13 protein-coding genes are annotated in these 18,361 nt (G+C 72.2%); 8 read left to right on the top strand and 5 right to left on the bottom strand.

Annotated features, from left to right (window positions below):
* The first annotated feature begins 3 nt into the window (after window positions 1-3).
* The 4 genes from ACLQ3B_RS19705 to valS all read left to right on the top strand — a co-directional run bounded on the left by ACLQ3B_RS19705 (window position 4) and on the right by valS (window position 8,127).
* On the top strand, window positions 4-1,860 hold the full coding sequence (locus tag ACLQ3B_RS19705; RefSeq protein ID WP_425782185.1) for an ABC transporter ATP-binding protein: 1,857 nt from the start codon (window positions 4-6) through the stop codon (window positions 1,858-1,860).
* Window positions 1,857-3,737: an ABC transporter ATP-binding protein gene (locus ACLQ3B_RS19700; RefSeq protein WP_425782184.1), complete on the top strand. Its 1,881-nt coding sequence runs from the start codon at window positions 1,857-1,859 to the stop codon at window positions 3,735-3,737. The genes ACLQ3B_RS19705 and ACLQ3B_RS19700 overlap by 4 nt, the downstream gene beginning before the upstream one ends.
* A gap of 100 nt (window positions 3,738-3,837) precedes the next feature.
* The gene (locus ACLQ3B_RS19695) at window positions 3,838-5,418 is read left to right on the top strand and encodes a trypsin-like serine protease (RefSeq protein ID WP_425782183.1); all 1,581 of its coding nucleotides are present in this window, start codon (window positions 3,838-3,840) and stop codon (window positions 5,416-5,418) included.
* A 90-nt stretch (window positions 5,419-5,508) separates the two neighbouring features.
* Window positions 5,509-8,127: a valine--tRNA ligase gene (gene valS / locus ACLQ3B_RS19690; RefSeq protein WP_425782182.1), complete on the top strand. Its 2,619-nt coding sequence runs from the start codon at window positions 5,509-5,511 to the stop codon at window positions 8,125-8,127.
* A gap of 44 nt (window positions 8,128-8,171) precedes the next feature.
* Here the strand turns inward: valS and ACLQ3B_RS19685 are convergent, their stop codons facing one another.
* The 5 genes from ACLQ3B_RS19685 to ACLQ3B_RS19665 form a co-directional block, all read right to left on the bottom strand.
* Window positions 8,172-8,816, bottom strand: coding sequence for a hypothetical protein (locus ACLQ3B_RS19685; RefSeq protein ID WP_425782181.1), 645 nt, complete (start codon window positions 8,814-8,816; stop codon window positions 8,172-8,174).
* A gap of 93 nt (window positions 8,817-8,909) precedes the next feature.
* A complete protein-coding gene (locus ACLQ3B_RS19680; protein ID WP_425782180.1) occupies window positions 8,910-9,620 on the bottom strand; it encodes an ABC transporter permease subunit in 711 nt (236 codons plus the stop codon).
* 4 nt (window positions 9,621-9,624) lie between these two features.
* The gene (locus ACLQ3B_RS19675; RefSeq protein ID WP_425782179.1) at window positions 9,625-10,536 is read right to left on the bottom strand and encodes an ABC transporter ATP-binding protein; all 912 of its coding nucleotides are present in this window, start codon (window positions 10,534-10,536) and stop codon (window positions 9,625-9,627) included.
* Window positions 10,536-11,441, bottom strand: a complete 906-nt coding sequence (locus tag ACLQ3B_RS19670; protein ID WP_425782178.1) for an ABC transporter permease — start codon at window positions 11,439-11,441, stop codon at window positions 10,536-10,538. The genes ACLQ3B_RS19675 and ACLQ3B_RS19670 overlap by 1 nt, the downstream gene beginning before the upstream one ends.
* Window positions 11,434-12,348 carry an ABC transporter ATP-binding protein gene (locus ACLQ3B_RS19665; RefSeq protein ID WP_425782177.1) on the bottom strand — a complete coding sequence of 305 codons (915 nt, stop codon included), beginning with the start codon at window positions 12,346-12,348 and terminating at the stop codon, window positions 11,434-11,436. The genes ACLQ3B_RS19670 and ACLQ3B_RS19665 overlap by 8 nt, the downstream gene beginning before the upstream one ends.
* Window positions 12,349-12,586: 238 nt before the next feature.
* Here ACLQ3B_RS19665 and ACLQ3B_RS19660 point away from each other — a divergent pair, with 238 nt between their 5' ends.
* From ACLQ3B_RS19660 to galT, 4 genes are all read left to right on the top strand, one after another.
* Window positions 12,587-14,101, top strand: coding sequence for a glycosyltransferase family 2 protein (locus tag ACLQ3B_RS19660; protein ID WP_425782176.1), 1,515 nt, complete (start codon window positions 12,587-12,589; stop codon window positions 14,099-14,101).
* Window positions 14,102-14,189: 88 nt separating this feature from the next.
* A complete protein-coding gene (cysC, locus tag ACLQ3B_RS19655; protein ID WP_425782175.1) occupies window positions 14,190-15,719 on the top strand; it encodes an adenylyl-sulfate kinase in 1,530 nt (509 codons plus the stop codon).
* A 110-nt stretch (window positions 15,720-15,829) separates the two neighbouring features.
* Window positions 15,830-16,639, top strand: a complete 810-nt coding sequence (locus ACLQ3B_RS19650) for a DeoR/GlpR family DNA-binding transcription regulator (RefSeq protein ID WP_425782174.1) — start codon at window positions 15,830-15,832, stop codon at window positions 16,637-16,639.
* Between the two features lie 12 nt (window positions 16,640-16,651).
* Window positions 16,652-17,728 carry a galactose-1-phosphate uridylyltransferase gene (gene galT, locus ACLQ3B_RS19645; RefSeq protein WP_425782173.1) on the top strand — a complete coding sequence of 359 codons (1,077 nt, stop codon included), beginning with the start codon at window positions 16,652-16,654 and terminating at the stop codon, window positions 17,726-17,728.
* The last annotated feature ends 633 nt before the right edge of the window (window positions 17,729-18,361 follow it).

The following is an 18,361-nucleotide window of genomic DNA, read 5'->3' as shown; positions in this document are numbered from 1 at the left end:
GTAGTGCCTGTGCAGAGCGACGGCGACCCAGCCTCCCGGGCCGCTGCGGGCACCCACCCCGCGCACAACCTCTGGCGGCTACGCCCCTACCTGCGCCCGTACGCCGCCGAGTTCGCCTGGCTGCTCGTCGCGGGGCTCGCCGGCACCGCGGCCGGGATCGCCGTACCGTTTGTGGTGCAGCGGGTCGTGGACGGGCCGGTGGCCCGGCACGAACCCGCCGGGCTGCTCCAGCTCGGTGGCCTGGCACTGCTGCTCGGCGTCGTCGAGGCGGTGCTCATCTTCATCCGCCGGTGGGTGCAGTCGTCCTCGGCGGTGGGCATGGAGGCGGCGCTGCGCGCCGACGTCTACGCCCACCTGCAACGACTGCCGACCAGTTTCCACGACCGCTGGCAGTCCGGTCAGTTGCTCTCCCGGATCACCAGCGACCTGTCGGTGATCCGCCGGTTCCTCTCCTTCGGTGTGTTCTTCCTGGTGCTCAACCTGACCACGTACGTGGTCGTGGTGGTGCTGCTGATCAACCTGCACCCGGCGCTCGGGGTGCTGGTCGCGGCCAGCGCGGTGCCGCTGCTGCTGATCAGTCGCCGGTTCGGGCGGCACTACCACGCGGCGTCCCGCCGGATGCAGGATCAGCAGGGCGACGTGGCGACGCTCGTCGAGGAGACCGCGCAGGGTCTGCGCACCATGAAGGCGTACGGGCGGGGGCCCGAACTGGCCACCCGCTTCGCGGGTGCGGCCCGGCGGCTGCACGACACCGGCGTCCGCAAGGGGCGGCTGCTGGCCAACACCTCGGCGCTGCTGGACCTGGTACCCAACGTGACCCTGGGCGTGGTGTTGGCGGCGGGGGCCGTCGCCGCCGCGCAGGGCGCGCTCACCATCGGTGAGTTGGTCGCGTTCGTCAGCCTGCAACTGATGCTCATCTGGCCGGTGCAGTCGCTGGGTTGGATCATCGCCAACGGTCAGGAGGCGGCCACCGCCGCCGACCGGATCCAGGAGGTGCTGGACACCCCACCGGAGATCGTGGACTCTCCCGGCGCCGTCGCGTTGCCCCGCGCCGCGGTGCGCGGTCGGCTGCGCTTCGAAGGTGTCGCGTTCAGCTACCCCGGTGCCACCTCAGCCGTGCTGCGCGAGATCGACCTGACCATCGAGCCGGGCGAGACGCTGGCCCTGGTCGGCGCCACCGGCTGCGGCAAGAGCACGCTGCTCTCCCTGGTGCCCCGGCTGCACGAGGTGACCACCGGCCGGATCACCCTGGACGGGCACGACCTGCGCGGGCTGCGGCTGGCCTCGCTGCGCCGGCTGGTCGGGGTGGCGTTCGAGGAGCCGACGCTCTTCTCCATGTCGGTGCGGGAGAACCTGACCCTGGGCCGCCCGGACGCCGGTGACGACGAGGTCCGCGCGGCCCTCGCGCTGGCCCAGGCCGACTTCGCGTACGACCTGCCCTGGGGGTTGGCCACCCGGGTGGGCGAGCAGGGGTTGTCCCTCTCCGGCGGGCAACGGCAACGGCTCGCGTTGGCGCGGGCCGTGCTCGGCCGACCGGCGGTGCTGGTGCTGGACGACCCGCTCTCCGCTCTCGACGTGCACACCGAGGCCCTGGTCGAAGCGGCGCTGCGCCGGGTCCTGCACGACAGCACCGCCCTGCTGGTGGTGCACCGACCGTCGACGATCGCGCTTGCCGACCGGGTGGCCCTGCTGGAGGACGGGCGGATCACCGCGACCGGTCGGCACTCCGACCTGCTGGCCACCGTCCCGGCGTACCGGGCGCTGCTCGCCGCCGAGCCGCCCGCCGGCCATCCACCGCCGGCCGGCGCCAGCGGGCCCAGCCCGTCCCCTTCGGACGGGTGGGGGCTGGTGCGCTCGTGACCGTGCCGAAGCAGGCCGACCCACCTCCCGAGGAGGAGCCCGAACTCGACCGCTGGCGCGGAACCGCCACCGACCCGGAGGCCGACCGCAGTCGAGCCGAGGACACCAGCCCCGAGGCGGTGGCCCGGCTGCGCCGGCTCAGCCGCACCCTGCTGGGCGACCTGCTCCGCCCGCACCGGAGGCGACTCGCCGCGGCGGTCACCCTGCTGCTGGCCCAGAACGGCGCCGCGATGGCCGGCCCGTACCTGGTCATGGTCGGCATCGACCGAGCCATCCCGCCGTTGCGCGCCGGCGACCCCGGCCCGCTGATCATCGTCGCCGGGGCGTTCGCGGTGGCCGCGGTGACCGAGTACGCGGCCCGCCGTGGCTTCCTCACCCTCTCCGCCCGGATCGGCCAGGCGGTCCTGCTCGACCTGCGGCAGCGGGTGTTCGGGCACTTCCTGCGGCTGTCGGTGGGCTTCCACGAGCGGTACACGTCCGGCCGGATGGTCTCCCGGCTCACCAGCGACCTGGACTCGATCGCCGAGCTGGTCGACGGCGGGATCGACAGCCTGGTGCTGGCCGGGCTCTCGATCCTGTCGGTGGCCGCCATCCTGCTCTGGCTGGACCTGCCGCTGGCCGCCGTGACGCTGTTCGCCTTCCCGTTCCTGTTCTGGCTCTCCCGCTGGTTCGCCAGGTCGTCGGCAAGCGCGTACCGACGGACCCGGGACGCTGTCGCGCTGGTCATCGTGCACTTCGTCGAGTCGATGCGGGGCATCCGGGCGGTGCAGGCGTTCCGCCGGGAGCCCCGCAACCAACGGATCTTCGTGGCGCTCGGCGACGACTACCGACGAAGCAGCCTGCACGCGTTCCGGCTGATCGCCACGTACTCGCCCGCGATCAAGCTGATCGGCAACGTCACAGTGGCGGTGGTGCTCTGCTACGGCGGTTGGCGCGTGCTCGGCGGGCAGACCGAAGTCGGCGTGCTCGCCGCGTTCCTGCTCTACCTACGCCGCTTCTTCGAGCCGATGCAGGAGCTGAGCCAGTTCTACAACTCGTTGCAGTCGGCCACCGCCGCACTGGAGAAGCTGGCCGGGGTGCTCGACGAACGACCGGCCGTCGCCGAACCGGCCCGGCCCACGCCGCTGCCGCCCGGGCCCGGTCGCGGCGAGTTGGCCTTCCGGGCGGTCAGCTTCGGCTACCGGGTCGACACCCCGATCCTCCGCGGGCTGGAGTTGACAGTGCCGGCCGGGCAGACCGTGGCGCTGATCGGGCCCACCGGGGCGGGCAAGTCGACGATCGCCAAGCTGGTCGCCCGGTTCCACGACCCCGACACCGGCACGGTCCGGTTGGACGGGGTCGACCTGCGCGACGTACGCGACGCCGACCTGCGCCGCGCGGTGGTGCTGGTGACGCAGGAGAACCACCTGTTCAGCGGGACCGTCGCGGAGAACATCCGGTTCGGTTGCCCGGGGGCCGACGACGCCGCCGTCCAGGCCGCCGCGCGGGCGATCGGCGCGCACGACTTCATCGCCGCGCTACCCGAGGGGTACGCCACACAGGTGCACCGACGCGGCGGCCGGCTCTCCGCCGGGCAGCGGCAACTTGTCGCGTTCGCCCGCGCGTTCCTGGCCAACCCGACCGTGCTCATCCTGGACGAGGCGACATCGTCGCTGGACGTGCCGACGGAACGGCTGGTGCAGCGGGCACTCGGCACCATCCTGCGTGACCGGACCGCACTGGTGATCGCCCATCGGCTCTCCACAGTGGAGACCGCCGACCGGGTGCTCGTCCTCGACGGCGGAACTGTCGTCGAGGACGGTCCACCCGCCGTGCTGGCCCAGGCGGACGGCCGGTACGCCGCCCTGCATCGGCAGTGGCGGGATTCACTTGTGTAGCTACAATCACGACTCGCCGGCCGGACCAATTTGGTAGAGCCGGCAACAACGACCGGATCATTCCGGCCGGGCACCACCGAACGCACGGGGAGGGTACGGGGTGCGCACACGGGGACGCGTGATCGTCGCTGGGCTGACCATCGTCGGTCTGATCGGGGCCGCCGTCGCGGTGACCAGAGGAGACGGAGCCGAGCGCCCGTCCACGACCGCGGCAGCGGCCGAGGAACGGCTGGGCGGCGCGACAACCGGCGGAGCGAGCGCAACGCCCGGCGCAACCGCCTCCGGTGCCGTCGCGCCCGCGCCGCAGACCGAGCGGAAGACCGAGCCCGATGCCGCCTCCGGACCGGTGCGCGTCCGACCGGCCCAGGTGATCGCCCAGGCCGCGCCCGCATCCGTCGCGTACCTGCGCGACCACTACCGGATCTCCGCGACCGAGGCGGCCCGGCGGCTCGCCCTCCAGGAACTGTCCGCGCCCCTCGCCGCGCGGCTGACCGAACGGGCCCCGCACTCGTACGGCGGCATGTGGCTCGACCAGCAGGCCGGCGGCGTGCTCACCGTCGGAGCGACAGACGTCGCGGCGGTGCAGACGGCCGTGGCCGAGCTGACGGACCCGGCGCACGTCCGGGTGATCGCCGTGCGGCACACCCTGAGTCAGCTCACCGAGGCCGCAGCCGCCATCGCCGGCACGCTCGACGCATCCCCCGGCTCGGACGTCGTGGTGGATCAGCAGGCCAACGAGATCGTGGTGCTCACCGGCGACCAGATCGCGGCGGACGACCCGCGGCTGGCCGAGGCACGTCGCGCCGCCGGGGTGCCGACCCGGGCCCAGGCCCGGACCCCCGCGAACAGGGTGCAGAAGGCGTGCGACCCGCGCTACTGCCCGCAGGCGCCGATGCGCGGCGGCATCCGCCTGGACGTGCCGCGCGACGACGGCACCGTCGGCGGTTGCACCACCGGCTTCAACCTCATCGTCGGAGCGCGCGACGCGTACGTGCTGACCGCGGGGCACTGCGTCGTCGGCGGACGGCACCAGCAGGTGGACCGGACCTGGCACCAGTTCCTCGGCCCGAAGGTGCCGATGACCGTGGAGAAGCCGACCCTGGCCGAGAACGCCTACCCGTACGACTACGCGATCATGCCGTACCAGCCCGGGGCTCTGCCCCGGTGGACGTACCCGCGGGGGGCCACCAGCACGCCCAGCCTGGTCAACTACTGGTGCGTCGCGGACAACCCGCGATGCGCCACCAGCGGCAGCCGGGACGTACGGATCACCGGCTACATACCGTGGAGCGCCATCCAGACCGGTTGGGTCGTCTGCGCGACCGGGTCGGCGTACACCCCGAAGGCCGGTGAGCAGTACGTCGACTCCGGCGCCGGTGCCGGCTACCTGCCCGGCACCCGGTGCGGGGAGATCACCGGCAAGAGCAGCGGCGGCATCGACGTGCGGATCTGCGCCCGGCCGGGAGACAGCGGCGGCCCGCTGTTCGGCGAGGCCGACGGCAAGGCGCTGGGCATCCTCTCGAGCGGCGACCCGGGGCAGGGCGCCTGCACCAACCCGAACGAGCACAACTCCTACGCCCCCGTCTCCACCATCCTGGAGCGGGTCAACGCGCGCAGCGACGGAAGGCTGCGGGTCCGGCTGGCCACGTCCGGCCCGGTGGCGGGCCCGGTCGCCCGCTGACGGGTGGGCCGACGGCCCGTCGGCACGAATTCTCGTGGCGTGCCGGGTTAACCCGTGGTCCGGCCGTCGGCCCCTGCCTACGATCGCAGGATGACCGATACGGCGAGGACGGCCCGCGCCGGCGTTCCCGAGCGTCCGACCCTGGACGGGCTCGAGGAGCGCTGGGCGCGCCGCTGGCAGGAGGACGGCACGTACGCGTTCGACCGCTCGAAGCAGCGAGACGACGTGTACTCGATCGACACCCCGCCGCCGACCGTATCGGGCGAGCTGCACATGGGGCACGTGTTCTCCTACACGCACACCGACACCACCGCCCGGTACCAGCGGATGCGCGGCAAGGCCGTCTTCTACCCGATGGGCTGGGACGACAACGGCCTGCCCACCGAGCGTCGGGCGCAGAACGTGTACGGGGTGCGCTGCGATCCGGCGCTGGCGTACGACCCGGGGTGGCGACCACCGGCGGCTCCGGTGGACGACGCGGCCCGCCGCGACCCCACCCCGATCTCCCGGCGCAACTTCATCGAGCTGTGCGAACGGCTGACGGTCACCGACGAGCAGGCCTTCGAGGCGCTGTGGCGGCGGTTGGGGCTCTCGGTGGACTGGTCCCTGACGTACACGACGATCGGCCGGATCGCCCGGACCACCAGCCAACGGGCGTTCGTCCGCAACCTGCGCCGCGGTGAGGCGTACCAGTCGGAGGCGCCGACGCTCTGGGACGTCGGCTTCGCCACAGCTGTCGCCCAGGCGGAGTTGGAGGACCGGGAGCGCCCGGGCGCCTACCACCGGCTGCGATTCACCGCGTCCGGCGGGCGTGAGGTGCTCATCGACACCACCCGGCCCGAGTTGCTGCCGGCCTGTGTGGCGCTTGTCTGTCACCCCGACGACGAGCGGTACGCCGACCTGGTGGGCGCCACGGTGCGCAGCCCACTGTTCGACGTCGAGGTGCCGGTGTACGCCCATCCGCTCGCCGACCCGGCGAAGGGCACCGGCGTCGCGATGGTCTGCACATTCGGTGACCTGGCCGACGTGACCTGGTGGCGTGAGCTGGGGTTGGACACCCGGGTGGTGGTCGGCCGGGACGGTCGGCTGCTCCTCGACCCGCCGCACGGGGTGTCGGCCCAGCCGTACGCGGCGCTGGCCGGGCAGACCGTCAACGGCGCCCGCCGGGAGATCGTCACATTGCTGGCCGACGCGGGTGACCTGGTCGGCGAGCCGCGCCCGATCACCCACCCGGTGAAGTTCTACGAACGCGGCGACCGGCCACTGGAGATCGTCTCGACGCGACAGTGGTATCTGCGCAACGGCGGCCGGGACGAGGCGCTGCGAGCCACGCTGCTGGCCCGGGGCGAGCAGTTGCACTGGGTGCCGGCGCACATGAAACACCGCTACGACAACTGGGTGGGTGGGCTGAACGGGGACTGGCTGGTCAGCCGCCAACGCTTCTTCGGGGTGCCGGTGCCGGTGTGGTACCGGCTCGACGACACTGGCGAGCCGGACTGGTCCCACCCTCTCACGCCTGACGAGTCCGCGCTGCCGGTCGATCCATCCAGCGATCCGGCGCCCGGTTACGACGAGTCGCAGCGCGGCCAGCCGGGCGGGTTCCTCGGCGACCCGGACGTGCTGGACACCTGGGCCACGTCCTCGGTGACCCCGCAGATCGTCGGTGGCTGGGAGACCGACCCGGACCTGTTCGCCCGGGTCTTCCCGATGGACCTCCGCCCGCAGGGCCAGGAGATCATCCGGACCTGGCTCTTCGACAGCGTGATCCGTTCGCACTTCGAGCACGGGGTGCTGCCCTGGCGGGACACCGTGCTCTCGGGCTGGATCCTCGACCCCGACCACAAGAAGATGGCGAAGTCCAAGGGGAACGTGGTCACCCCGCTGGCCCTGTTGGAGCAGCACGGCTCGGATGCGGTGCGCTACTGGGCCGCCAGCGGCAAGCCCGGCATGGACCTGGCCTTCGATCCGGCGCAGATCAAGGTGGGCCGGCGGCTGGCCACCAAGCTGCTCAACGCGTCCAAGTTCGCGCTCGGGCTGGGCGCGGCGGACGCGCTGCGCGCCCCGTACGACAACTCCAGCTCGGCGCGTCTGACGCCGCGCCGCGACCTGGAGCTGCCGGCCACCACCCCACTGGACCGGGCCATGCTCGCCGAGCTGGCCAGCGTGGTCAGCGCCGCGAGCACCGCCTTCGACTCGTACGACCACACGGCGGCGTTGCAGGTGACCGAGGCGTTCTTCTGGCGGTTCTGCGACGACTACATCGAGTTGGTCAAGGAGCGCGCCTACGGCACCGGCGCGGCGGCCGACTCCGCCCGGGCGGCGCTGGCCTCGGCGCTGTCGGTGCAGCTGCGGTTGTTCGCCCCGGTGCTGCCGTACGTGACCGAGGAGATCTGGTCGTGGTGGCGGTACGGCTCGGTGCACCAGGCGCCGTGGCCCACCACCTACGAGGTGGCCCGGACGATCGAGGGGTCGGGTGAGCCGGCGCTGCTGCGGCTCGCCGGCGACGCGTTGAGCCAGGTGCGACGGGCCAAGTCGGAGCGGAAGCTGTCGATGAGGGCGGAGGTGCCGTTGGCGGAAGCGCTCGGCCCGGCGGTGCTGCTGGAGCAGCTCACGCTGGTCGCCGACGACCTACGGGCGGCGGGCCGGATCGCCAAACTCGACATGCTTCCGGACCGCACCCCGGAGCTGGTCATCGCCTGCGCCTTCTGACAGGTGTCCGCCGCCGCCCGCTCGGGCGGCGGCGGGCCGGCGGGTCACCAACCGCGCAGGAAGCGCAGCCCGAGGAGGAACGCGATCACGGAGGGCCCCACCAGCAGGGTGATCGCCTGGAGGCGGTACGGCATGCGGTGCCGGGTCAGCTCCCCCGCGTTGCCCAGCACGATGGCCCCGGCCAGCATCAGGAACGCCCCCCACCAACCGGTCTCCAGGTGGATCAGCTCCACCCGGATCAGTTGCAGGGTCAGGCCGAGCAGCGCTCCGGTCAGCGCGAGCAGAGCCACCGCCCGGTGCAGGCCGCGGGCCAGCGGATGGGCTGCCCGCCAGCCGTAGGTGCCGGCGACCGCCAGGCAGGGCAGCACCACCATGAGCGGCCAGCCCCGCCCCATCACACCGAACATCAGCAGCGCGCCGACCGCGAAGACCATCGTGCCGACGCAGGCGAGCATGTACCCGGCGAAGGCCCGGCCACCGCCACGGGCCAGCAACGGCCCGCCGCTGGCCGCGATCAACGCGGCCGGGATCAGGATGAACACCGCCCACCAGTGGAACTGGCCGCTGCCCTGAGCCGCCGTGGCGACCGTGGCGCAGGCCAGCCCGGCGGCGGCCAGGCTGGTCAGCCAGGGCCGGCTGCTCCGGGAGTATGGCTCAGCCAACGACGTCTGCTCCGCTTCGACGCTCACGCCCACCAGCCTGGCCCGATGGGGCCCGACCAGTACATCCGGCCAGCCCTACCGCCACGCGGGGGCTGGCCGGAACAGCGTCTCGCACAGTTGTCAGCTCGTCTCGCCAGCCACGCTGAACGAGCGCAGGCGATCGATGGCCAGCACGGTGAAGCCGACGCTGACCAGCACGGTCATCACCGACGCCACAGGCACCGACACGCTCGTCTCCAGCAGCCCGGTGGGGGCGATCCGGTCGGCGAGGGCGATCACGTACTGCTGGATGGAGAGCACCTTGGTGCCGCTGACGAAGTTGCCCAGCAGCCCCTCCCAGATCAGCACGTAGACCAGGCCGAGCAGAACCGGCCGCCTGGTGACCAGGCTGAGCGCGAGGAACAACGCCGAGTACGCCAGCGCGCCGAGCGCCGCCGCGACCGCCAGCGCCAGACCGAGGCGTACCGAGTCGGCGAGCACGCCCGCGACGTAGAGCGGCACGGCCGCGGTGACCGCGGTGACTCCGGTGGCCACCGCGAGCTTCGGCAGCACGATCTGCCAACGCGGCAGCGGCTTCGTCAGGATGTGCACCACAGTGCCGTCGTCGATCTCGGCGCCCAGCACACCCGTGCCGATGATCAGCGCAACCACCGGCAGCACCACGGCCAGCCCGAGGCCGACCAGCACCGGCGGCCCCCACTGGCCCGGGTCCACCCCCAGCGACCGGCAGAGCACGGCCAGCCCGAGCAGCACCAACGGCAGCGGCAGCAGCAGCAGGAACCGACGTCGGCCGAACAACCCACGTGCGGTGATCCAGGTAACTGTCGACATGGTCTCAGGCCTCCACCAGGTAGGAGAAGACGCTCTCCAGGGACTCGTCGGACGGCACCAACTGGCGCACCCGGATGCCTTTGTTCAGGGCGATCCGGGGTAGTGCCCGGGTGAAGGCGCCGTAGTCGCCGGCCCGCACGGTCAGGCCGGTCGGGTCCAGCTCGACCCCACTCACCGACGCCTCGGCGATCAACGCGACGGCCAGCGCCCGGTCGTCGGTGGAACGCACCGCGAAGACGTGCGGCCGGTTGGTCATCAACCGGCGGATGGTCCGGAAGTCCCCGGAGGCGGCCAACCGGCCGGCCACCATCACCTGCACCGTGCCGGAGACCTGCTCGACCTCCTCCAGGATGTGCGAGCTGAACAGGATCGTCCGGCCGGCGTCACCCAGGGTGTGCAGCAGTTGCATCATGTGCAGCCGCTGGCGGGGGTCCATGCCGTTGAACGGCTCGTCGAGCAGCAGCACCTGCGGGTCGTGCACCAGCGCGGCGGCCACCCGGGCACGCTGGCGCATGCCCTTGGAGTACGTGCCGATCCGGCGGTCCTGCGCCGACTCCAACTCCACCAGATCGATGGCCCGTCGGGCCGCAGCCGCGGGATCGGGCAGCCGGTGCAGCTTCGCGCTGGCCAGCACGAACTCGTACGCGGTGAGGAAACCCTGCACCGCCTCCCGTTCGCTGACCAGCCCCAGCCGCCGGTAGACGTCGGGATTGCGCCAGGTCGGCTCGTCGTCGAGGGTTACCGTGCCCCGCGACGGGGCGAGGAACCCGGCCATCATGTGCAGCAGCGTGGTCTTCCCGGCGCCGTTCGGGCCGAGCAGGCCTGTCACGCCCGCGCCGAGGGCCATGCTGATGTCGTTGACCGCGACCACGTTGCCGTACCACCGGGACACCCCGGTCAGGCTCAGCGTGCTCATCAGGAGGCGACCTTCCGGTAGCGGGCCAGCAGGAGGGCGGTCGCGCCGGCGACCAGCAGCACCGCGGCCAGGGCGTAGACCGGGCCGAACCCGCCGATCATCATCTCGCCCGAATCGCCCTCGACCAGCAGGTCACCCAGCGACCAGATGCCCACCCCCTGCACCAGCGTGGAGGGCGAGGCGAGCCCGGCCAACTCGTTGGCGGAGCGCGACGGCAGGATGCTCAGCACCCCGACGATCGGGGTGGTCATCAGGAAGACCGCCACCACCCCACCGGCGGCGAAGGCGCGCTTGCCGGTCAGCGAGGCGACCAGCAGCCCGACCGAGGCGAAGACCACCGCCCACAGCCCGGCGTAGAGCAGCCCGGGCAGCAGGTCGAGCAGCTCGTTCCACACCCCGCGCATGCCTTGCTTGGTGGTGAAGGCGGCACCCAGGAACATCAGCAGCTGCGGCCCGCCGAGCAGCAGCCAGAGGGCGGTGACCAGCGCCAGCAGCTTGGCCAGCGCGTAGTCGGTGCGCGGCAGCGGCCGGGAGAAGTACAGCGGCAGCACACCGCTGCGCAGGTCCCGGGAGACCAGCTCCGGAGCGACGACCGCGACGAAGAAGATGACGAGCCAGCTCATCGCGTCGGCGAACTGGGCGTACGTGGCGACCGGCTCACCGATCTGGCTGCGTACCGCTGCCAGGGCCACCGCGACCAGGGTGACGATGCCGACCACCAGCCACGGGAAGATCTTGGCCTTGGCGCTGCGCCCGAACCCGAACGCGGTGCGCAGACCGTGCAGGTAGAGCGCGCCGAAGACCTGTCGACGGCCCAACCTCGGACCCTCGTAGCGCTGGTAGCCGATGTCGTGGATCACGCCGGTCGGCGCGGGGCGCACTGCGGCGGTGGACGGCTCAGGCATGGGTGAGCTCCCTCGTGGCGAAGAGTTCGGCCACCCGGTGCCGGCGCTGGTCCAGTCGGTGCAGTGGCAGGTCCAGTTCGGCGACCGCACCGAGGATCAGGTCGTAGGTGCCGTCGTCGGCGAGCGGCACGAGCAGCAGTCGCCCGTCCCGGGCGACAGGCAGTTTCAGCTCGGCGAGTCGGGCGGCGAGCTCGTCGATGCCCTCGCTGACCTCCACGGCGAGCACGTCGGTGGCCGTGGTCATCGCGGAGATGTTGTCGGCGCGCAGCAACCGGCCGCCGTCGATGGCGATCAACGTGTCGCAGATCCGCTCGACCTCGCCGAGCAGGTGCGAGCAGACCAGCACGGAGATGCCGAACTCGGTGCCGATCCGGTGAACCAGGGCCAGCATGGCGTCGCGGCCGGCCGGGTCCAGACCGTTTGTCGGCTCGTCCAGCAGCAGCAGGTCGGGGTCGTGCACCAGCGCCTGGGCCAGCTTGACGCGCTGCTTCATGCCTGTCGAGTAGCCACCGACCGGGCGGTAGCGCTCCTCGTAGAGCCCCACGTGCCGCAGCGCCTCCGAGGCCCGCTCGCGAGCCGCCGTGCGGGGCAGGCCGCTCATCCGGCCGAGGTGGGTGACCAGCTCGGCGGCGGACAGGTCCGGTGGGAGGCAGTCGTGCTCCGGCATGTAGCCGACCCGGTTGCGGACGGCCGCCGGGTCCGCGGTCGGGTCGATGCCGAGCACCGAGACCTGACCGCTGGTTGGTGCGATCAGGCCGAGCAGAATCTTGATCAAGGTGGATTTGCCGGCGCCGTTCGCGCCCACCAGGCCGATGATCCCGGGCTCGACGGCGACGGTGAGGTCGGCGAGTGCGGTGACCCGACCTCCGTACGTCTTGGTGAGCGACTGGGTCGCGATCAGTGTCACGCGCCCAGCGTAGGGAGTCGATGCCCACCAGGAACACCGGCACGCCCCGGGCACTCCCCTGATCCTTGCGCCGACGGACCCCTAAGGTCTTGGCGGCGGCGGCCGCGACGTTTCCGCCGGTCCCGCGTTCGGCCCGACCCCGCCTGGAGAAAGAGACATCCGGGGTGACACCATTCACCTCCCGTTCACCAGGCATCGACCCGCCCGGTGATCGACCGATGACGCGGGAGGGATCCTGATGGCCGAGGTGGGCGTCCCCAAGGTGAGCGTCGTGGTGCCGGCGTACAACTGCGGCCCGCACATCGAGAAGCTCGCCGCCTCGTTGCTGCGCCAGTCGCTGCCCGCCGGCGAGTTCGAAGCGATCTTCGTCGACGACGGCTCGACCGACGACACGGCCGAGCGACTGGATCGGCTGGCGGCTGAGCACCCACACATCCGGGTGCTGCACATCGAGAATTCCGGCTGGCCGTCGCGTCCGCGCAACCTCGGCATCGAGCAGGCCCACGGCGAGTACGTCTTCTTCGCCGACGACGACGACTGGTTCGCCGACGAGGCGCTGGAGCGGCTCCACGCGTGCGCGAAGGAAAACGACGCCGACATCGTGGTCGGGAAGATGGCCGGGTACGGACGCCCGGTGCCACGGGAGCTGTTCCGGAAGAACCGCTTCGACGCCACCCTGGGCAACTCCCCCCTGATCGACAGCCTGACCTGCCACAAGCTGTTCCGGCGGTCGTTCCTCAACGAGCACGGTCTGCGGTTCCCGGAGGGCGGCAAGCGTCGGCTGGAGGACCACTCACTTGTCGTCCGGGCCTACTTCCTGTCCCGGCGCACCTCCGTGCTGGCCGACTACACCTGCTATCACCACGTCCAGCGGGGCGACGCGCGCAACGTCACAGCGGGCCAGTTGGACCCGTCGAGCTACTACGCCAGCGTGCGCGAGGCGCTGGACGTGGTGGACGCCAACACCGAGCCGGGTCCGCTGCGGGACCGACTGCACCGGCGCTGGCTGCGCAACGAGATGCTCAGCCGGCTGCGCGGCAAGCGGCTGCTGAACGCCCCCGAGGCATGGCTGGACGAGGTCGCGCTGGAGGTCCAGAAGATCATCCAGGATCGTTTCGCCCCCGGCGTCGCCGGCGGGCTGCCGCCCCTGCTCCGAGCCGTGGCGTACCTGGCGGAGCGGGGCCGCGTCGCGGACCTGCGCAGGCTCGCCTCCTGGGAGGCGGGCATCGCCGCGCACGGCACGATCGACAAACTCCGGCAGGCCGACCACGCCGTCACGGTGACCGTCGCCGCCGAGCTGCGCTCCGCGGACCAACCTGTGGGCTTCCAGGCCGACGACGGCCGCGACGTGCTGATGCTCCCGATGGAGGAGATCGCCCCCGACGTGCTCGACGCCACCGCGCAGGTGCGCAAGGCCCGCCTGGACCTGGTGGCCCGCCACCGGGAGACCGGCGCCGAGATCTTCCTCCCGAACACCTTCGAGACCGAGCGGATCACCGGCACGACCGGAGCGGACACCGTCCACCTGGTGCACCGGGCCACCGCCACGATCGACTTTGCCGCCCTCAACGGCGGCCGGACCAGGGGCAGCTGGCTGCTCAAGGCCCGGATCACGAACGTGGGCTGGACCGAGGACGCGCGACTGCCGCTGGTGTTCGTCTGCCGGGCCGACGGTTCGCGACCCCGGATCCGCGACGAGCGGAAGATGTGGAACCGGGTGCGGTCGGCGGTAGGCCGGCGGATCAAGCGCTGATCCGCCCGCTGGGGTCCGGGAGTGGCGTCCTCGACCGATCGGCGGTCGGCTGCGAAACTGTGTGCCGGTCAGCGAGTGGGGGGTGTGGATGAGCAACGGCTGGGTGCTGCCCGACGAGGTGCTACGGGACGCACCGGCGTACACGCCACGTCCCGGTGAGCTCGCGGATCTGGAGCTGCTGCTGACCGGCGCGTACGCCCCTCTGACCGGCTTCATGACCCGCGCCGACCTGGTCTCGGTCAGCCGACGCGGCCGGCTGGCCGACGGCACACCGTGGCAGGTCGCGGTCGTCCTCCAGGTGCCGGCCGCACTGGCGCAGAGCTTCGATCCGCGTGACCCGGCCCGCCGGGCGCTCGTGCTGACCGACGGGGAGGGCGCCCCGACGGCGGCCCTGGACGTGGCGGACGTCTGGCCGGTGCGCGATGGCGTCGCCGGGGTGGGCGGCCAGGTCCGGCGACTGGGCGACGGTGGGCACGGTCCGTTCCAGCGACTGCGCCGCAACCCGGAGGAGGTCCGCGCGCTGCTGCCCCCGGGCCGGGTGCTCGGGGTGATCGCCGATCGGCCGCTGCATCGTCCGCAGCTCGCCCAGATCGCCCATGCCGCCCGCACCCTGGCCGCTCATCTCCTCGTGATGATCCCGGTCGGTGAGGGCGGTGCCGACGGGCTCCCACCGGAGGCGCTGGTCCGTACGATCTTCGCCGCGCGGGACCGGATGCCGCCCGCCACCCTGGTCGCGGTGCCGCTGTCGCACCGCCGCGAGGAGATCAGCGACGCGTTGCTGCGTGCCCGGGTCTCCGCCGCGTACGGGGTCACCCACCTGCTCTCCACCGGCGACATGCTCTCCGGCGCCGGGCTGCGGGTGCTGGTGCCGCGCGAACTCGCGTACGACAACCGGGACGGGCAGTGGCGTTGGCGGGAGGACATCCCACCACGCAACCGTCGGCTCGCGCTGACTCAGCCGGAGATCGACGACCTGCTCGACCGTGGCTTTCCGCTACCGGAGTGGCACACCCCGCCCGCCGTGGCGCGGGAGTTGGCCCGGGCCCGTCCGCCGCGTCGGCAGCGAGGGTTGGTGGTCTTCCTGACCGGTCTCTCCGGCTCCGGCAAGTCGACAATCGCCCGAGGGCTGGCGGACGCGTTACGGGAGAGCGGCGACCGCACGATCACCCTGCTCGACGGGGATGTGGTGCGCCGGGAGCTCTCCGCCGGGTTGGGCTTCAGCAAGGCCGACCGCGATCTCAACGTACGGCGGATCGGCTGGGTGGCCGCCGAGATCGCACGGCATCGTGGGGTGGGCATCTGCTGCCCGATCGCCCCGTACGCGGCGGCTCGTGCCACCGCCCGGGAGATGGCCCTCGCCGCCGGGGCGGGTTTCGTGCTGGTGCACGTGGCCACCCCGCTGGAGGTGTGCGAGCGTCGGGACCGCAAGGGCCTGTACGCGCGGGCGCGGGCCGGCCTGCTCACCGGGATGACCGGCATCGACGACCCGTACGAGGAGCCGACCGACGCCGATCTGGTGGTCGACACCACCGACCTGAGCGTGGCGGACGCGGTGCAGGCCGTGCTGCACCATCTGACCGAGACCGGCTGGGTGGAGCTGACGATCGCGTCCGCCTGAGGCGTCGCCGTACCCGTTCCTTCCACGGCTGACCGGCACGCGCTAGTGTTCATCTTTGTTGGAACACGTTTGACCGCGTGAGGTCGTGGACGCTCGGGGAGGCACGGCGGATGCTCGCTCAACAGCGGCAGGCTGCCATCCTGGAGCGGGTCCGCTCGACCGGCGGCGTCCGGGTCAGCGAGTTGGCAGGCGAGTTCGGCGTCTCCGACATGACCATCCGGCGTGACCTGGATGCGCTGCACGAGCGCGGCCTGCTGGCCAAGGTGCACGGCGGTGCCACCGCGACCGGGCCGAGCTCGACCGACGAGCCGGGCTTCCACGCCAAGTCGGTCCGCCAACTGCCGGAGAAGGCGGCCATCGCCGACCGGGCCGCTCAGCTGGTCCGGCCAGGAGCGGCGGTCGCGCTCTCCGCCGGCACCACAACGGCCGAGCTGGCCCGCAGGCTGGTGGGCGTGCCCGAGCTGACCGTCGTGACCAACTCACTGCCGGTGGCCGAGATCATGCACGCCGGCGGCCGCCCGGACCAGACGGTGGTGCTCACCGGCGGCGTACGCACCCCGTCGGACGCGCTGGTCGGTCCTCTCGCGGTCGGGGCCGTCCGGTCACTGCACCTGGATCTGCTCTTCCTGGGCGTTCACGGCATCACCGAGCGGGCCGGCTTCACCACCCCGAACCTGATGGAGGCGGAGACCGATCGGGCGCTGGTGGCCGCGGCGGACCAGCTGGTGGTGCTCGCCGACCACACCAAGTGGGGCACGGTGGGCATCTCCTCGATCGTCGAGTTGACGGCGGCCCACGTACTGGTCAGCGACGACCGGTTGCCCCCACCCGCACGACGGGTACTCGGCGAACAGGTGGGCGAACTGATCATGGTGAAGGTGACAGGGGGCGGGCCGCGTGACGCGCACGCCGACAACTGAGGGGACGGCGCCGTGAAGCGCACCGCGATCGACCTGGCCGACGGCCGGGAGCTGATCTACTTCGACGAGCGCGACGACGCGGTCCGCGACCAGCCGGACCTCCGCGACCTGCCGCCACCTCCCCCCGCGTCGCAGCTGCGCTACGACCCGCTGACCGACGAGTGGGTGGCGGTCGCCGTGCACCGGCAGACCCGCATCTTCCTCCCGCCCGCGAACGAGTGCCCGCTCGACCCGTCGGTGGGCGACCGGCTGACCGAGATCCCCGCACCCGACTACGACGTGGTGGTCTTCGAGAACCGGTTCCCGTCGCTGAGCGGTCGGGTGGCCGAGGAGCCCGGGGAGATCACCCCGTTCACACCGGTCCGGCCGGGCCTCGGCCGGTGCGAGGTGGTCTGCTTCACGTCCGACCACAACGCCTCCTTCGCCAGCCTGCCCCCGCGCCGGGTCCGCACCGTGCTGGACGCGCTCGCCGACCGCACCGAGGTGCTCGGCGCGCTGCCCGGTGTCGAGCAGGTCTTCTGCTTCGAGAACCGGGGCGTCGAAATCGGTGTCACGCTGCACCACCCGCACGGGCAGATCTACGCGTACCCCTTCGTGACGCCGCGCACCCGCGCGCTGCTGGCCGCGGCGCGGCGGCACGCCGAACGGACCGGCGGAGGCAACCTGTACGCGGACGTGCTGGCCGCCGAGCGCGCCACCGGTGACCGGGTGGTCACCGAGAACGAGCACTGGACGGCCTTCGTCCCGGCGGCCGCCCGCTGGCCGTTCGAGGTGCACGTCGCGCCGCACCGGGCGGTGCCGGACATCCCGGCGCTCAGCGACAGCGAGCGGGACGCCTTCGGGCCGCTGTACCTGGATCTGCTGCGCCGCTTCGACGGCCTGTTCGACATGCCGATGCCGTACATCTCGGCCTGGCACCAGGCGCCCGTGCGGATCCACCGCGAGCTGGGCCACCTGCACCTACAGCTGTTCAGCATCCGGCGGGCCACGGACAAGCTGAAGTATCTGGCGGGCTCCGAGTCCGGGATGGGCGTCTTCATCAACGACATCGCCCCGGAACGCGCCGCCGAGTTGCTGCGCGCCGCCTGAGCGCCCGCTCCGGGCTCCGGCTCCGGGCTTGCGGGCGTTCGGGCTCACGGACGTTCGGGCTCGCGGACGTGCGGGCTCACGGACGTTCGGGCTCGCGGGGCGTTCGGCACGGCCGTGAGCGCGGCCCGACCTCCCACCCCACACGGCAGGAAGCGTGATGTCTGTGGGTCATCGTGATGACTCACAGACATCACGCTCTCTGGAGTGCCCGCCGGCCGGCACCGTCGTGCTCTGCACCAACCTGGCCTGGCCTCGGGGAACGGTCTCGGCGGTCGAGGCCAATCCCCGCTCGGCCGCCGCGAGGGACACGGGCCATGGCGGCGTAGCGCAGGGCCAAGACGGCATCAGCCCTGCTGTGCGCGCGGCCTGAGCTTGGTGGGAAACAGGGCGCGGGGGGCCCGGGACAGGGCCCCCCGCAGGGAAGGGACGGCTGGCTGTGCACGGCACAGCCGGGAAGGCTGGCTGATCGGCGCACGGGTGCCGCGGGTCGACCGTGGTCAACCTTCCTGGACTCGACTGGCATCTCGTCCATCCTGGTCAACGAGGCGCGCCGGCCGCAGTGACGCCGACCGGCGCGGCGGCGCCGGACACGCCGAAGCCCGCCGGCAGGGGTGCCGGCGGGCTCCGATGACG

Origin of the sequence: Micromonospora sp. DT53 (assembly GCF_049841535.1) — a bacterium.
In the GTDB taxonomy this organism is placed as follows: Bacteria; Actinomycetota; Actinomycetes; order Mycobacteriales; family Micromonosporaceae; genus Micromonospora.
The sequence above is the reverse complement of the archived record's forward strand: the minus strand, read 5'-3'. Positions and strand labels throughout refer to the sequence as shown.

What these genes read in the sequence shown, in the direction of transcription:
- ACLQ3B_RS19670 (WP_425782178.1), bottom strand. Translation starts at nt 11,441, where the DNA reads ATGCCTGAGCCGTCCACCGCCGCAGTGCGCCCCGCGCCGACCGGCGTG.
- ACLQ3B_RS19680 (WP_425782180.1), bottom strand. Translation starts at nt 9,620, where the DNA reads ATGTCGACAGTTACCTGGATCACCGCACGTGGGTTGTTCGGCCGACGT.
- ACLQ3B_RS19675 (WP_425782179.1), bottom strand. Translation starts at nt 10,536, where the DNA reads ATGAGCACGCTGAGCCTGACCGGGGTGTCCCGGTGGTACGGCAACGTG.
- cysC (WP_425782175.1), top strand. Translation starts at nt 14,190, where the DNA reads ATGAGCAACGGCTGGGTGCTGCCCGACGAGGTGCTACGGGACGCACCG.
- valS (WP_425782182.1), top strand. Translation starts at nt 5,509, where the DNA reads ATGACCGATACGGCGAGGACGGCCCGCGCCGGCGTTCCCGAGCGTCCG.
- ACLQ3B_RS19650 (WP_425782174.1), top strand. Translation starts at nt 15,830, where the DNA reads ATGCTCGCTCAACAGCGGCAGGCTGCCATCCTGGAGCGGGTCCGCTCG.
- ACLQ3B_RS19660 (WP_425782176.1), top strand. Translation starts at nt 12,587, where the DNA reads ATGGCCGAGGTGGGCGTCCCCAAGGTGAGCGTCGTGGTGCCGGCGTAC.